We start from the raw sequence: 15782 nt of genomic DNA, 5'->3' as shown, positions 1-15782 counted from the left end.
CCGTACGTAGTGCTTCAAAAAATAGCGATCAGATCAGTATATCGTTAATCGGTAATGCGTCGCCAGACTGTTGGCGTCTCTTTTGGCGCTTTATCGGCAATCACAATCGCGGCTTTGACCGCATTTGCCGCTTCCTGCCAGCTTGCTTCATCTTTTGCGTGGATCACCGCTAAAGGACGCTGCCCGTCGATCGCATCACCCAGACGCGCCATATCGGTAAAGCCGACGCTGTAATCGATGGTATCGGACGCCTGACGACGACCGCCGCCCATGGAGACCACCGCCATACCCAGCGCGCGGGTGTCCATCTGCGCAATAAACCCTTCGGTATCGGCATACACGGCCTTGCTGAGCGTCGCCGTTGCCAGGTATTTGTCATAGTTTTCGACGAAATCGGTCGGGCCTTTTTGCGCCGCCACCATACGCCCGAAGATTTCTGCCGCTTTACCGTTATCCAGCACCGCCTGCAATTGTCTGCGCGCTTCGGCGTCATCTTTCGCCAGTTTGCCGGAGACCAGCATTTCTACGCAGAGCGCCATTGTCACATCAAAGAGACGCGGATTGCGGTAATCGCCAGTCAGGAAGCGGACGGCTTCGCGCACTTCAACAGCGTTACCGGCGCTGGAGGCAAGTACCTGGTTCATATCAGTGAGCAGTGCGGTCGTACGCACACCTGCGCCATTCGCCACTCCAACAATCGCCTGCGCCAGTTCCGCAGAAAGTTCTGCCGTCGGCATAAAGGCCCCGCTGCCCACTTTGACGTCCATGACCAGCGCGTCCAGTCCTTCCGCCAGTTTCTTGGCAAGGATCGAAGCGGTGATCAGCGGAATAGAATCGACCGTCGCGGTAATATCACGCGTGGCATAAAAGCGTTTGTCAGCAGGGGCTAAAGAATTCGTTTGTCCGATAATCGCGACGCCCACATCTTTAATGATGTCGCGAAAGCGTTTGTCATCGGGGAAAATATCAAACCCTGGAATGGCTTCCAGTTTGTCGAGCGTACCGCCGGTATGACCAAGCCCGCGCCCGGAAATCATTGGGATATAGCCGCCACAGGCCGCAACCATCGGCCCAAGCATGAGCGAAGTGACATCGCCTACGCCGCCCGTGGAGTGCTTGTCGACGACAGGTCCGTTGAGATTAAGGTGTTTCCAGTCGAGGACAGTCCCTGAGTCTCGCATCGCCATGGTCAGCGAAACGCGCTCCTCTATTGCCATGTCGTGGAAGAAAATGGTCATTGCTAGCGCGGCAATTTGCCCTTCGGACACGGTGTTATCACGGATCCCGTTGATAAAGAAACGGATCTCTTCATCACTGAGTGCGTGACCATCACGTTTTTTGCGAATAATTTCTTGTGCGAGAAACACGGTAACCCCCGATAAATCAGGTTAAATGCAGCGAGCTAGCGCCCGTGCTACGTTCCTGTAGCCCGGCCAAGCGTAGCGCCGCCGGGGAGATCCCGGAGTCGGCGCGCGTGCGCCTCGTCCGGGCTACGATAATGAATTAGTAGCCGCTTGCGCTCTTACCGTCGCCATGGCCCAGTGCTTTGAGCAGGCTTGCCAGCAGGCTGGAAGCACCAAAGCGATAGTGGCGAGAATCCGCCCAGTCAGCGCCAAACAGTTCGTCGGCAATCGCGAGGAATTTCTGCGCATCTTCTGCTGAACGCACGCCGCCAGCCGGTTTGAAACCAACGGTTTTCGCCACACCCATATCGCGAATCACTTCCAGCATGATGCGCGCACTTTCCGGTGTGGCATTTACTGGCACTTTACCGGTAGAGGTTTTAATGAAATCAGCCCCCGCTTTGATAGAAATTTCAGACGCTTTACGAATCAGCGCCTCTTCTTTCAATTCGCCGGTTTCGATAATCACTTTCAGCAGAACATTGGCCGCTGCACAGGCATCTTTACAGGCCTTAACCAGATCAAAGCCCACTTGTTCATTGCCTGCAATCAGCGCACGGTACGGGAATACCACATCGACTTCATCAGCGCCGTAAGCAATCGCCGCGCGCGTTTCCGCCAGCGCGATCTCAATATCGTCGTTACCGTGCGGGAAGTTAGTGACCGTTGCGATGCGGATATCTGGCGTGCCCTGCTCTTTCAGCGTTTTGCGAGCAATCGGGATAAAACGCGGATAGATACAGATAGCGGCCGTGTTGCCAACCGGGGTTTTCGCCTGATGACACAGCGCGATCACTTTTTCGTTCGTGTCGTCGTCGTTCAGGGTAGTCAGGTCCATCAGTTTCAACGCGCGCAGGCTGCTTGCAGTTAAATCAGTCATTTCTCTCTCCGTCGGCATAAGCCGGTTAAATACGGGTCTGTTATTATTCTAACATTAACCCACCATCACACTTCGACACTCATCACAGTTAATGAAAACCACATTCATATTTGCAAAACCGTAATGAGACATTCATCAAATTTTTAGCCTTAACATAGCCCCATACCCGGATATTTAGGGGTGTGGATCAAAGGCGGGCTCCGTCCGGTTACTTACACTGGGCCAGATGCTCAAGGAATAAGAGGAACGAATATGTCCGCGCCAAATGATTCAGCATACCTGGCTCGTTGCCAGCAGATTGCGACAAGCAGCACCCTGACTCCCGCACAAAAACGCCATTTTCTTGCGCTTGAGGCCGAAAACAGTCTGCCTTATCCCCCACTGGCAAAAGAAGCGCGCGCTGCGCTTGATGAGGGCGCCATTTGCGATATGTTCGAAGGGCATGCGCCCTACAAACCACGCTATGTCTTGCCAGACTATGCGAAATTCCTCGCGAATGGCTCGCAATGGCTGGAACTCGAAGGGGCAACTGATCTCGACGACGCGTTATCGATGCTCACCATCCTTTATCATCATGTTCCGTCAGTCACCTCTATGCCCGTCTGGCTGGGCCAACTGGATGTGATACTGCAACCGTATGTTAGAATTCTAACACAAGAAGAGATCGATATTCGAATAAAACGTTTCTGGCGTTATCTGGACAGAACCCTGCCGGATGCGTTTATGCACGCCAATATTGGCCCTGCTGATACGCCAGTTACCCGTGCCATTTTACGCGCCGACGCAGACCTTAAGCAGGTTGCGCCTAATCTGACCTTTATTTATGACCCGGATATGACGCCGGATGACTTACTGCTTGAAGTGGCAAAAAACATTTGTGAGTGCAGTAAGCCCCATATCGCTAACGGCCCCCAAAATGATAAAATTTTCACAAAAGGTGGCTATGGCGTCGTCAGTTGTTACAACTCGCTGCCGCTCAGCGGCGGTGGCAGTACGCTGGTGCGACTTAACCTGAAAGCCATCGCCGAACGCAGCAGCAGTATTGAGGATTTCTTCACACGCCAGCTTCCCCACTATTGTCAGCAGCAAATCGCGATCATTGATGCACGCTGCGACTTCCTCTATTCGCAATCCGGCTTCTTCGAGAATAGCTTCCTGGTGGCCGAAGGGCTGATAGACCCGCAACGTTTTGCGCCTATGTTTGGCATGTACGGGCTGGCCGAAGCGGTGAATACCCTCTGCGAACGTGCAGGGCTCAGCGCCCGCTACGGCAAAAATGAAGAAGCCAACGCGCTGGGTTACAGAATCAGTGAACAACTGGCGACATTTGTCGCTAACACGCCGGTAAAACATGGCTGGAATAACAGAGCGATGTTGCACGCGCAATCGGGGATCAGTTCGGATACGGACACCACGCCTGGGGCGCGTTTACCCTACGGCGATGAGCCGGATCCCATTACCCACCTGCTGACGGTTGCCCCACATCATGCCTGGTACACGGCGGGTATCAGCGACATTCTGACCCTCGATGAGACCGTCAAACGCAATCCGCAGGCCGTCGTGCAACTCTGCCTCGGCGCCTTTAAAGCCGGTATGCGTGAGTTCACCGCCAATGTCAGCGGCAACGATCTGGTACGCGTAACAGGTTATATGGTGCGCCTGTCGGACCTGGAAAAATTCCGTGCCGAGGGGTCACGCACCAACACGACCTGGCTTGGAGAGGAAGCCGCCCGAAATACCCACATCCTTGAAAGACAAGCGCGCGTGGTCAGCCATGAACAGCAGATGCGCTTCAACACGCAACGTGATTCAGATTGAATCAAGGCACCATGATGGAGAAGCCTGAGCGTATCAATACAGGATGCGCTCAGACTTCGAAGGGACAGCTAAACAGCTAACAAGGAGACAGCACGAAGGATGAAGTGTTTAGTCAGTAAGATTATCCCGTTCTCCTGCGTCGATGGGCCAGGCAGCCGTCTGGCGCTGTTCTTACAGGGCTGTAATTTGAATTGTAAAAATTGCCATAATCCGTGGACGATCGGACGCTGCAACCACTGTGCACAATGTGTTCCCGCCTGTCCGCATAACGCCTTAACACTGCTTGATGGACGGGTTAACTGGGATGCCAGCGCCTGCCAGCAGTGCGATACCTGTTTACATCTCTGCCCACAGCAGTCCACGCCCATGGCGCAAACGCTCAGTGTGGAAGAGGTGCTGGCCCACGTCCGCAAAGCGGCAATGTTTATCGAAGGGATCACCGTCAGCGGCGGCGAGGCAACGACACAGTTGCCGTTTCTGGTTGCGCTGTTCAGTACGCTCAAAGCGACACCGCCGCTTCAACACTTATCCTGTCTGGTCGACAGCAACGGTCTGCTTAGCGAAACGGGTTGGCACAGACTTCTGCCAGTCTGTGACGGGGCGATGATCGATCTCAAAGCCTGGGGTAGCGACCATCATCGATTTCTGACCGGGCGCGATAATGCGCAGATAAAGTCCAGCATCCGTCTTCTGGCGGCGCATCAGCGGCTGGCGGAGTTACGTTTATTGGTCATCCCCGACCAGTGTGATTACCTGCAACACATTGATGAGTTGTGTGAATTTATCGGCGAGTTAGGGGATGTGCCGGTGCGTATTAACGCCTTTCAAACCCATGGCGTGTATGGCGAAGCAAAACAGTGGCGTAGCGCCACCGCCGGGGATGTGGAACCGCTGGCGCAGGCGCTGACTGCCCGAGGCGTGAACACCGTGATCCTGCCGGCGTTGTATCTGTAAATCAGCTTAACGAAAACGTGGCGTGGGTATTGTCGAACAGCGCCTGAGCAATCACGTCTGGCGCTTCCGGGCGTAATTCACAGAGGGTGTCAAAGACCCGAGCCGCCTGTTCCGGGCGATTAGGCTGGCCCTGAAAACCGTTTAATGGCATATCCGGGGCATCGGTTTCCAGCAACAGAGCGTTTAGCGGCAAATGCGCCATCACTTCACGGGTCTTGCTGGCGCGCGGGTAGGTAATGGTACCGCCAACGCCAATTTTATATCCCAGGCTGATAAAACGTTCCGCCTGCTGCAGGCTACCGGCAAAGCCATGTACCACCCCCGTTCGCGGCAGGTCATGACGTTTAAGGTGCATCGCCAGCTTGTCGTGCGTGCGGCGCGAATGCAGGATCACCGGCAGATCAAAGCGCTTTGCCAGCTTAAGCTGCGCATCCAGCACCGCCTGCTGACGTTCAAACTGCGGATCATCACGATACAGATCCAAACCAATCTCGCCAATCGCCACCACCTTCTGCGGACGGGTTGCGAGCAGTTGCTCAAGGCGCTCCAGGCAGCTCGGCGTATGCTCTTCAATGACGATCGGATGCAGTCCCAGCGCGGCATAGAGTGCCGGATAATCCCCGGCAAGTTTGATAACGCGGGCAAAGTACTGTGAGCCAATCGCCGGGACGATAATCCGTTCGACCCCAACGGCGCTGGCGCGGGTAATACTGTTCGATTCATCATCCTGAAAGGGGGGAAAATCGAAGTGACAGTGAGTATCGATAAAGCGGAATGTCACGCAGTATCCTCGTTATTAAAAGGCAAATCGTTGGCCTGAACGGCGCTGACAAGCGGCGTATCGACCGCATCGTTGGCGACGGCGGCTGGCGGCACCACGATGGTGGCAGAAGTCGTGGCCACGCGCGGCGCATGACGAATTAATGGCGGCTTTTCTGCCAACAGCTTACCCACCGTCGCCAGGAAATAACGCCCGCAGAGTCTTCCCAGTTTGTAATCATCCCGCAGCGCAGGTAGGCGGCTTCCCAGCGCCATGCTGTGCAGAAGCTTCGGCGGGTAGATTTCAAAAATGCGCAACTTACCGGGCGGTGCTTCGATAAATTTCTGCGTCGCCGAATAGGTCTTCTCATGATGCTGAACGAGATTAACGAAAGGCTGCAAGCTGCTTTCCCCCAGCCAGCGTTCCATTCGCTTAAACCATTGAGGGGTGTAATACATTTGCGACGGCACGGTGCGGATAACCACAATGGTCTTCGCCCCGCGTTTCGCCGCTTCCTGAACAGGTATAGCGTCGCTGACGCCGCCATCAAGGTAATTGACGCCGTTAAGGGTAACGCCCGGACGATAGAACCCGGGAATAGCGCTGGATGCGCGAATGATATCCAGCCAGGAACGACTGTCGGGGGAGAAGTATTCCGGCGTGTAGTCATCCTGACGGCAGGCGCACATATAGAAGGCTTTGCCTGTATCAAAGGCTCGCGCGGCGTAGTCCATCGCCAGCGGCATCTGACTTGAGGTAGAAGAAATAAGCCAGTCCAGATCGATCAGGTTGCCGCCACGCACGAAACGTACGGGATCAAAGAAGTCGCGAGTGGTTGTGTAGCGCATAATAACCTTACGCGCATAACCGGGCTGATTACACAGGTATGCCGACAGGTTTTGCGCCCCGGCGGAGGTCCCAAGAAAAAGGTCAAAGGGGTTAAAGTCAGCGCGCATGAACTCATCCAGTACGCCGGCCGTAAAAATGCCCCGCTGACCGCCTCCCTCACATACCAGAGCGAGTCGGCCTGGGCGAAATGGCGTTAACGCCAGTGGCGCAATGTTGCCAAGCGTTACCGGAATATATTGCCCCACCCTGCTTTCCTTTCGATGTTAGGTTTTAACAAAGTAACGCAATTTTCCCCTCGTAGAAACAATGAAAGCCAGTCACGAGGACTGGCTTGATGATTCGTTTAAGAGGGTAGCTCGCGCTACGGGCGTCTGCGGCCCATAAACAGGCTGACGAGGAACAGAATGATACCGACGATAAAGACAATTTTCGCGGCACCCGCTGCCGTACCTGCCAGACCACCAAAGCCCAGAGCGGCGGCAATTAACGCGATAACCAGAAATATAATGCCCCAACGAAACATAAGACTCTCCTTAACCATAGTTAATGTCGACCGCTAATGTGAGCGCTCAGGATGCTCACTGGCGATATTTTCCAGGTGCGTTCTACTGACTCCCGGCAAAGCGCCGGGATTGCACATTTCAGGAATTCGTTACTTAGCTTTCAGATCGTTTTTCACACTTTTGACGCCATCTACCGCTTTAGCGATACTTTCGGCCCGCTCAATTTGCGCCTGTGAATCTACGGTACCGGACAACTGTACAACGCCATCGGTCGTTTCAACTTTCACCTTACGGGAAGGAACGATGTCGTCGGCCAGCAATTTTGCTTTGATTTCACTGGTAGTCGCGGTGTCGCCGGCATAGCCTTTCGCAGAGGTGTTTTTACCATCACGAACATGGAGTTTGTCGCTTACTGAAGCAACGCCTTCCACCCCTTTCGCGACGGTTACCGCCTGCTCTGCCTGTGCCTGGCTTTCAACGAAGCCACTCAACGTCACCACTTTTTTCTCAGTTTTTACGGAGATATCGGTACTCTTGATATCTTCGTGATCGACCAGCGCTGCTTTGACTTTCGCCGTAATCGCGCTGTCATCCATGAAATTACCGACTTTATTCATAGAGCTATCGATTTTTTGCCCTGCGTTATCGGCCGCGTTTTGCGCCTTATTGGTCGTCGTGTTTTCCGCCATTACGGAACCACTTGCCAGGGTAGAACCCAGCACGACAGCCAGCAGAGTTTTCGAAATCTTCAGTCTTGTCATCGTCATCGATCTATATCCTGTTGGTTTGCCCACAATTTGGGCGGTAAGCAGCAATGAAGGCCGCTTTTCCTGCTGTGGTGAATCACCAGTCTGACAAATCAATAAGTTAGGTTATTAACGCTAACTCATTAGACTTAAGTCAGTAATTAATATTATGTAATGCCTATTTTCCTGAACAAAAAACCGCTAAACACGCATTGAATAGGATTTATATCCAGTCAAAATGTCATTACTTTGTTAAATATAGAACACAATCGCAGAAACGCTTGCGAAAGCGCTTAAAAAGTGACCAGAGAAGAGGGAAATGCGGCTATTTAAGAACTTTCCGCAAGGGGCTAAAAAGACAGGTAAAGTGACGGAGCACGGCGTCTGCCGCGCTCCGTAGAGGAGATTAGTGTTCGCGGGTCTGGTGGAACTGAACGTCGGGGTAACGCTCACGCGCCAGGTTCAGGTTAACCATCGTTGGGGCAATGTATGTCAGGTTATCGCCGCCATCGAGCGCCAGTTGTACTTCGTTTTTGCGTTTGAACTCTTCAAATTTCTTCACATCGCTGCACTCCACCCAACGGGCGGTAGCGACGTTAACGGACTCATAGACCGCTTCCACGTTGTATTCGCTCTTAAGACGCGAAACGACAACGTCGAACTGCAGCACGCCGACTGCACCGACGATCAGATCGTTGTTAGCGATGGGACGGAAGACCTGAACCGCACCTTCTTCTGACAACTGAACCAGACCCTTGAGCAGTTGTTTTTGCTTCAACGGATCTTTCAGACGAATACGGCGGAACAGTTCCGGCGCGAAGTTCGGAATACCGGTGAACTTCATCATTTCACCCTGCGTGAAGGTGTCGCCAATCTGGATGGTGCCGTGGTTGTGCAGACCAATGATATCGCCCGGATAAGCCTCTTCAACGTGCGAGCGATCGCCAGCCATAAAGGTTAACGCATCAGAGATCACCACATCTTTGCCAAGACGAACCTGACGAAGCTTCATGCCCTTTTCATATTTACCCGATACCACGCGCAGGAAGGCCACACGGTCGCGGTGTTTCGGGTCCATGTTGGCCTGAATTTTAAAGACGAAGCCGGAGAATTTCTCTTCCGCCGCTTCCACTTCACGCGTGTCCGTCGCGCGCGGCATCGGCGCAGGGGCCCATTCCACCAGGCCATCCAGCATATGGTCAACGCCAAAGTTACCCAGCGCGGTACCAAAGAAGACCGGCGTGATTTCACCTGCCAGGAAGAGGTCTTTATCGAACTCGTTAGAGGCCCCCTGAACCAGTTCCAGCTCGTCGCGCAGTTGCTGCGCCAGATCTTCACCGACAGCGGCGTCAAGATCCGGGTTATTCAGCCCTTTAACGATGCGGACTTCCTGGATCGTATGGCCTTTACCGGTCTGGTAGAGATAGGTTTCATCTTTATAGAGGTGGTAAACGCCTTTGAACAACTTACCGCAGCCAATCGGCCAGGTGATCGGCGCACAGCCGATTTTCAGCTCGTTTTCCACTTCATCCAGCAGCTCCATCGGGTCACGGATGTCACGGTCGAGTTTGTTCATAAAGGTGATGATAGGCGTATCGCGCAGACGGGTAACTTCCATCAGCTTGCGGGTCCTGTCCTCAACGCCCTTTGCGGCATCGATAACCATCAGACAGCAGTCAACCGCCGTCAGCGTACGGTAGGTATCTTCGGAGAAGTCTTCGTGCCCGGGAGTATCGAGCAGGTTGACCAGACAGTGATGGTAAGGGAACTGCATCACAGAGGTGGTGATAGAGATACCACGCTGCTTTTCCATCTCCATCCAGTCAGATTTTGCATGCTGGTTAGAGCCGCGACCTTTAACCGTACCGGCAGTCTGGATAGCCTGTCCGAACAACAACACTTTTTCTGTGATCGTGGTTTTACCGGCATCGGGGTGCGAGATGATGGCGAACGTGCGTCGCTTCGACACCTCTTGTAAATAAGGAGACAACGTCATAGTAAAATTCTTCTGTGAAAATGCGCGGCCTCGGCCACACTATGAAATTCGAAAAATGCGGCTATTGTACTCAACGGCTGAGTGCAGACAATTAATGTTTACACAGGAGTTGCTCCAGTTCGGTTAACGATGTCACGGTCCAGGTCGGGTTGATCCCCTCGGGCAACGCGCGACCGTTAGCGTTCAGCCAGCAGGTGGAAAGCCCCGCATTAATGCCGCCCAGGATATCCGATTCAGCGGTATCGCCAACCATCAACACCCGCGAGCGGTCCGGGTTTTGTGCCTGTTCCAGCGCGTAGTCGAAAATACGCGGATCGGGTTTCGCCACGCCGACCTGCTCAGAAATCACCAACAAATCAAAATAGTCGCGAAAACCGGTACGTTCCAGACGCGTCTGCTGCAATGCGGTAAAACCGTTGGTGATAATGCCAAGCTTCACTTTCCCTTTTAACGCCGACAGGAGCGAAACCGCCCCCGGCAAAGGTGCGCAAATCTCTGCCATCGCATTGAGAAAGGCGTTGTTCAGGTCGCCTGGCGCAACGCGCAGACGCTCCGCCCATCCCTGAAAGCGCTGATGCTGTAATTGTAGTGCGGTGATGGCACCGTTCTGATATTCCACCCACAACGGTTTGTTAATGGCCTGATAATCTTTAAAATCCTCAGCAGTAAATGTCACGCTGTAATCCAGAAACATTCGCTGCAGACCACCAAACGAATCAAAGGTAAACAGCGTTTCGTCGGCGTCAAAAAAGATCCAGTCCCATTTCATTACATCACCTTTCATTTATTAAATTGGCAGCGCCATGATGATGGCGTCTTCACGTCCTTGCGCTGTGGGGTAATAGTTGCGGCGAATTGTCGCCTCATTAAACCCCAGGCTTTCATATAACGCGATGGCAGCGGTATTGGAAGCCCGCACTTCCAGCCACAGCGTCAACACGCCACGTTTTTCCAGCTCGCCGATCAGATGCTCAAGCAACTGGCGACCCAGCCCCTTACGTTGCCAGGCGGGATCGACGGCGATATTAAAGAGGGTGGCTTCATCCAGCACTACCTGAGTAATGGCGAAAGCCGCCATCACATCACCCACCAGTAAACGGTAATTAAGGTAGCGCTCGCCCTGGTTACTGGCGAAGGTCTTCTCACTCCAGGGAAACGCGTGCGCCCGGGTTTCAATCTCGTATGCGCGGGCTAAATCAGTCGTCGTGAGGGAAGAAATCGTGTTCATAATTGCAAATTTGTCGCCATAGCGCGGCGCGTGCCGCAGGGTTGCCCCGTAGTTCATCGAGGCCAGGCGTCGTTACCTGCGCCCCCTTGAGCGAGAGGGGCGAGTCAATGCCCAGCCGCCAACTGTTGCAAGTACTGTCCGGCGGTAACATCTCTACCCTGTCCGGGGTGAGCTGTAAAACCTGATCCGGACTGACGGCAAGCGCACGCAGCACATCGCCAACAAGCGGCTCAGTCAATGCAGGAAGATCAGGAGCTACCATCACTAACCGGATGTGCGCGGGTAGGGAAATTGCGATTTCCCCTTGCAGCGCCGTCGGACGGCGCAGGGACCACTGGGTGATGCCCAGTTGCTGTAATTGCCAGTCGCGTCGGGAAGTCATAGCGAAACACTCCTGTCTGTCAGGCGCGCAAATATAACAAACCCGACGAATTTTCGCCATCCGGTCTCTGTCCTCTCTCTGTCTCTATTAAAGGTATTAATAGGGTGTAGACGCTGCCAACAAAGAGGCAGCGTGAAGGATAACGTGTATAATCCCCGCCTAAGTTTAATGAGGAACCATTCATGTCTGCTTTAACTCCGGCAAGTGAAGTCTTGCTGCGCCACAGTGACGATTTCGAACAGAGCCGCATTCTTTTTGCCGGTGATTTACAGGATGACCTGCCTGCAAGGCTGGAGTCGGTTGAAAGCCGCGCCTGGACTCAACAGTACCATCAGTGGCAGACACTCAGCCGTCAGATGAGTGACAAGGCCGTCTTCGGGCTTACGCTTGACAAGGCTGCCACTGGCGAGAGCGATACACTGATTTACTACTGGCCGAAGAATAAGCCGGAAGCACAGTTTCAGTTAATGAATCTGCTGTCGCTGCTGCCGGTTGGCACGGATATTTTTGTTGTTGGCGAAAACCGCAGCGGCGTTCGCAGTGCGGAACAAATGCTGGCGGAGTTTGCCCCGCTGAACAAAGTCGACAGTGCGCGTCGCTGCGGGCTTTACCATGGGCGTCTGGAAAAACAACCAACGTTTGATGCTCAGGCATTCTGGGATGAATATCACCTGGACGGGTTGTCTATTAAAACGCTGCCGGGCGTCTTTAGCCGCGACGGTCTGGATGTGGGTAGCCAGTTGTTGCTCTCTACGCTGACCCCGCATACTAAGGGCAAGGTACTGGATGTGGGCTGTGGCGCGGGTGTACTGGCAGCCGTACTGGCCAGCCACTCGCCGAAAGTACGTCTCACCCTGTGCGATGTCTCGGCGCCGGCTATTGAAGCCAGCCGTGCAACCCTCGCGGCGAATGGCTTTGATGGTGACGTTTTTGCCAGCAATGTCTTCTCTGAGGTGACGGGCCGTTTCGATATGATCATCTCAAACCCGCCTTTCCACGATGGCCTGCAAACCAGCCTGGAAGCCGCGCAAACGCTGATTCGCGGCGCGGTGCGTCATCTGAACAGTGGCGGCGAGTTGCGTATCGTCGCTAATGCCTTCCTGCCCTACCCGGCGGTGCTGGACGAAACCTTTGGTTTCCACGAAGTGATCGCGCAAACAGGGCGTTTTAAAGTCTACCGTACCGTGATGACTCGTCAGGCAAAACGCTGATCTTTTCCGGCCCGGTAGCATTTCGTTACCGGGTAATTCCACAGCAAATTCCAGGTGTTGGTTTTTAAAGCAGTTATAAAATCGACATGCAATTAACTATTGACGAAACCTGGAAAACATCTAGAATGCGCCTCCGTGGTAACGATACTTATTGGGTATCGATGGTATGCGAAGGTGGCGGAATTGGTAGACGCGCTAGCTTCAGGTGTTAGTGTCCTTTGGATGTGGGGGTTCGAGTCCCCCCCCTCGCACCATAATCCACGTTGATATTGCTCTCACCGGGCGAAGGTGGCGGAATTGGTAGACGCGCTAGCTTCAGGTGTTAGTGTCCTTTGGATGTGGGGGTTCGAGTCCCCCCCCTCGCACCAACGAGGCGATATCAAAACAGTAAGATAGATGTGCGAAGGTGGCGGAATTGGTAGACGCGCTAGCTTCAGGTGTTAGTGTCCTTAGGATGTGGGGGTTCGAGTCCCCCCCCTCGCACCAAATATCTTACAACCTCCCTGTTACATCGTCAGCTTCAAATTCAGCGTCACCAGCATTATCCCCCCGACAAGCGCAATCCCTGACGGCAGTAAAACAAAATGACGTAATCTTTTGTGATAAAGCATCGCGGACGTTAGCAACAAGCCAATGACAATCACCGAGCGCCAGGCTCCCACGGAAAGATCCGCAAAGGCCATCACCGCGACGATAATCCCTGACAACAAGATAGCCCATCCACTACCCAGTGCGCGTTGCAACATGCTTTAGACTCTCAAAACGATAATGATAACCAATATCATATGATGGTTTTTCTCATTTGTCAGCATGCCTTAGCGAATCGGTATGAACTTTACGCATCTTCTGGTGACAGGGATTCACGAAGGTGATAAATTAAGCACCACTTAATTAAATCTAAAAAAATGCTTTTTCGCGGTAACCTTTCTTCGCGTTATTTTTCAGTTTGGCAACCAGTTCAATTATACATTGCAGATTAATAACGACTTTTTTAAATATGACACCACACTCCTGGCAATCCCTTTGTAACAAGAAATATCGCTTATCCGTGCGACTCTTCTTGCTACTTAATACCATCTCGGCTCTTTTCTCTATCGCACTGCCACTTTACAACCTGCATGCGTTCACATTGCCCGTATGCCTGATCCTGGGCTCAAGCCTTGCTGGCTTGTTTGGTCACTGGAAATTTCCAAAAAAGAAAATAAATATAACGCTGATCTCGTTTTTATTTGGCTGTATGTGGGCGTGGGATATCATTATTAAATCCGCAGCATTAGGAGATAATGGTTCAACCTATCTACTTATCGCCCTATTAAGTGTTTTATTTATTGGCTCGCTCGCTTTCTCTAATAATATCATTGCATTTATGTTGCACTCTTTACCTGCTTTCATGGGGTGCGTCTTGTTAAGCAGCGGTGAAATAACATTGCGGATTGTCTACGCTTTTGCGCTGCCCATGATCGGGATTGCTATTCAGCATGTGATTCAAAAGCGTAACGACAACTTCTCACAGGCTTTGATGTATCGCCTGATGCAGGAGCGCAAAACGCTGAACGATTTAAGTATGCTGGATCCGCTTACGGGGCTCTACAACCGACGTGGTCTGCAAAACAAGCTCGATAATCTGCTGGCGCTCGATGACGGTACGCGTTTTGTCCTACTGCTGGATATCGACCACTTCAAAGCCTACAACGATCACTACGGTCATATGATGGGTGATCAGGCGTTAATTCGCGTTTCTGCCGCCATTCGTAATGCCGTGCGATCCAGAGATATTGTCGCCCGCTTTGGCGGCGAAGAATTCTTGATCTTATTAAACAGCGTTGACCTGGAACGTGCTCGTGTTGCAGCAGAACGGATTCGTCAGCATGTTTACGACCTGAAGATCCCCCATATGTTTAATGAGAGTGTCGCGACCAACGTCACTGTGAGCATTGGCATTGCCCCGCTGGAAGATGGCGACATTGAAGACGCACTCGATAAAGCAGACAAAGCACTGTACGAAGCCAAACACCAGGGACGGAACAGTATTCTCGTCAGCAGCGACTTACAGGTCCAGGTCGCATAATTCGGCCTGTCCAGGCTGACTTTACGATAAACATCTTGCTATAGGCCTGACCTCTGGCTAGGATTGGAAATCATTATCATTTAGATTTCTATCTTTCTGACACTATGGCTTATCGTTACGCACCCGTTAATGAATTTGTGATCCGTCAGGCGAGGCTTTTTACTGAGAGCGACACCCTGGCGAATGAGGTGCGCGATATCCTTGCTCGCCTGCGCCCTCATCTTCTCGATTTCATCAAGCTGAACGAACTTCCGCCACAACAGGCGCTAACGCTGGCGGAATGGGCGCGACCGGAACATCTGCAATCACTGCTGACAACTTACACAAACCATATCTACCAAAAGCAGCCGACGCTGCCGTATGAAGGCAAACCGCTTCTGTCATTATGGGCACAGTGGTACCTCGGCCTGATGGTGCCGCCGCTGCTGGTAGCCTTATTAACGCAAAAAATTGCGCTGGATCTTTCCCCGGAGCATCTGCATGTCGAGTTTCATGAAACTGGCCGTGCCGCCTGCTTCTGGATGGATGTAGAGCGGGATGAGGCTCTGACGGCGCAGGGTGACATCCCGCGTATTGAGGCATTAATCGTTCGGGCGATGGCCCCGGTCGTAGCGGCACTGGAAGCGACCGGCGAGATCAACGGTAAGCTTATCTGGAGTAACACGGGTTATCTGATTAACTGGTGCCTGGGCGAAATGAAGCCTTTGCTGGGCGATGAACGGGTCACCGCGCTGCGCCAGTTCTGCTTCTTCGAGAAGCAGCTTTCGAGCGGTAACGACAACCCTTTATGGCGGACTGTCGTCACCCGTGATGGTGTGCTGGTCAGACGTACTTGCTGCCAGCGATATCGCTTGCCGGATGTCCAGCAATGCGGAGACTGCACACTAAAAAAATAGCGTCATGCGAACAGATACCTCACGCTTGTGAAGTTGTGCGGCTTGATGCTCTCACCCCGGCCTTCTGCCACAGGGAGAGAACGTAAAT

Annotated in this window: 16 protein-coding genes and 3 tRNA genes; 8 read left to right on the top strand and 11 right to left on the bottom strand. The window is 52.9% G+C overall.

From position 1 onward, the window contains the following. Positions 1 to 44 precede the first annotated feature (44 nt). The gene (gene deoA / locus IP582_RS03210; RefSeq protein ID WP_193795061.1) at positions 45 to 1367 is read right to left on the bottom strand and encodes a thymidine phosphorylase; all 1323 of its coding nucleotides are present in this window, start codon (positions 1365 to 1367) and stop codon (positions 45 to 47) included. 136 nt (positions 1368 to 1503) lie between these two features. Continuing rightward, on the bottom strand, positions 1504 to 2283 hold the full coding sequence (gene deoC / locus IP582_RS03205) for a deoxyribose-phosphate aldolase (protein WP_197718598.1): 780 nt from the start codon (positions 2281 to 2283) through the stop codon (positions 1504 to 1506). Between the two features lie 252 nt (positions 2284 to 2535). Here deoC and IP582_RS03200 point away from each other — a divergent pair, with 252 nt between their 5' ends. Further along, positions 2536 to 4101: a YjjI family glycine radical enzyme gene (locus IP582_RS03200; RefSeq protein ID WP_193795060.1), complete on the top strand. Its 1566-nt coding sequence runs from the start codon at positions 2536 to 2538 to the stop codon at positions 4099 to 4101. Between the two features lie 99 nt (positions 4102 to 4200). After that, a complete protein-coding gene (locus IP582_RS03195) occupies positions 4201 to 5055 on the top strand; it encodes a YjjW family glycine radical enzyme activase (RefSeq protein WP_193795059.1) in 855 nt (284 codons plus the stop codon). 1 nt (position 5056) lies between these two features. Here the strand turns inward: IP582_RS03195 and IP582_RS03190 are convergent, their stop codons facing one another. The 8 genes from IP582_RS03190 to IP582_RS03155 form a co-directional block, all read right to left on the bottom strand. Next, positions 5057 to 5836: a TatD family hydrolase gene (locus tag IP582_RS03190; RefSeq protein WP_193795058.1), complete on the bottom strand. Its 780-nt coding sequence runs from the start codon at positions 5834 to 5836 to the stop codon at positions 5057 to 5059. Then, a complete protein-coding gene (locus tag IP582_RS03185) occupies positions 5833 to 6909 on the bottom strand; it encodes a patatin family protein (protein WP_071193587.1) in 1077 nt (358 codons plus the stop codon). Before IP582_RS03185 ends, IP582_RS03190 begins: the two co-directional genes overlap by 4 nt. A 116-nt stretch (positions 6910 to 7025) precedes the next feature. Then, complete coding sequence (locus IP582_RS03180) at positions 7026 to 7187, bottom strand: DUF1328 domain-containing protein (RefSeq protein ID WP_007373037.1); 162 nt, start codon at positions 7185 to 7187, stop codon at positions 7026 to 7028. A 129-nt stretch (positions 7188 to 7316) separates the two neighbouring features. Further along, complete coding sequence (gene osmY / locus IP582_RS03175) at positions 7317 to 7934, bottom strand: molecular chaperone OsmY (protein ID WP_039078248.1); 618 nt, start codon at positions 7932 to 7934, stop codon at positions 7317 to 7319. A 385-nt stretch (positions 7935 to 8319) separates the two neighbouring features. Beyond that, complete coding sequence (prfC, locus tag IP582_RS03170; protein WP_039078247.1) at positions 8320 to 9909, bottom strand: peptide chain release factor 3; 1590 nt, start codon at positions 9907 to 9909, stop codon at positions 8320 to 8322. Between the two features lie 91 nt (positions 9910 to 10000). After that, positions 10001 to 10678 (bottom strand): pyrimidine 5'-nucleotidase, encoded by a 678-nt coding sequence (gene yjjG / locus IP582_RS03165; RefSeq protein ID WP_071193585.1) that lies wholly within the window; start codon positions 10676 to 10678, stop codon positions 10001 to 10003. A gap of 18 nt (positions 10679 to 10696) precedes the next feature. Then, on the bottom strand, positions 10697 to 11137 hold the full coding sequence (gene rimI, locus IP582_RS03160) for a ribosomal protein S18-alanine N-acetyltransferase (protein ID WP_039078466.1): 441 nt from the start codon (positions 11135 to 11137) through the stop codon (positions 10697 to 10699). Then, positions 11106 to 11519, bottom strand: a complete 414-nt coding sequence (locus IP582_RS03155; RefSeq protein ID WP_107223734.1) for a DNA polymerase III subunit psi — start codon at positions 11517 to 11519, stop codon at positions 11106 to 11108. Before IP582_RS03155 ends, rimI begins: the two co-directional genes overlap by 32 nt. 182 nt (positions 11520 to 11701) lie before the next feature. On the opposite strand from IP582_RS03155, the gene rsmC reads away from it, so the two are divergent. The 4 genes from rsmC to IP582_RS03135 all read left to right on the top strand — a co-directional run bounded on the left by rsmC (position 11702) and on the right by IP582_RS03135 (position 13216). Then, positions 11702 to 12730, top strand: coding sequence for a 16S rRNA (guanine(1207)-N(2))-methyltransferase RsmC (gene rsmC / locus IP582_RS03150; protein WP_193795057.1), 1029 nt, complete (start codon positions 11702 to 11704; stop codon positions 12728 to 12730). Between the two features lie 168 nt (positions 12731 to 12898). After that, positions 12899 to 12984 (top strand) — tRNA-Leu (locus tag IP582_RS03145). 28 nt (positions 12985 to 13012) lie between these two features. Beyond that, positions 13013 to 13098, top strand: a tRNA-Leu gene (locus IP582_RS03140). A 32-nt stretch (positions 13099 to 13130) separates the two neighbouring features. Beyond that, positions 13131 to 13216, top strand: a tRNA-Leu gene (locus IP582_RS03135). Between the two features lie 20 nt (positions 13217 to 13236). On the opposite strand, the gene IP582_RS03130 is transcribed toward IP582_RS03135, so the two are convergent. Further along, a complete protein-coding gene (locus tag IP582_RS03130) occupies positions 13237 to 13476 on the bottom strand; it encodes a DUF1435 domain-containing protein (RefSeq protein ID WP_193795056.1) in 240 nt (79 codons plus the stop codon). A 251-nt stretch (positions 13477 to 13727) separates the two neighbouring features. Between IP582_RS03130 and IP582_RS03125 the strand changes: the two genes are divergently transcribed. Next, positions 13728 to 14798 carry a GGDEF domain-containing protein gene (locus IP582_RS03125; RefSeq protein ID WP_071193583.1) on the top strand — a complete coding sequence of 357 codons (1071 nt, stop codon included), beginning with the start codon at positions 13728 to 13730 and terminating at the stop codon, positions 14796 to 14798. A gap of 104 nt (positions 14799 to 14902) precedes the next feature. Next, on the top strand, positions 14903 to 15694 hold the full coding sequence (gene fhuF, locus IP582_RS03120; protein WP_193795055.1) for a siderophore-iron reductase FhuF: 792 nt from the start codon (positions 14903 to 14905) through the stop codon (positions 15692 to 15694). Positions 15695 to 15782 lie beyond the last annotated feature (88 nt).

Source organism: Citrobacter sp. BDA59-3, from assembly GCF_015167655.1.
Lineage (GTDB): Bacteria > Pseudomonadota > Gammaproteobacteria > Enterobacterales > Enterobacteriaceae > Phytobacter > Phytobacter diazotrophicus.
The sequence above is the reverse complement of the archived record's forward strand: the minus strand, read 5'-3'. Positions and strand labels throughout refer to the sequence as shown.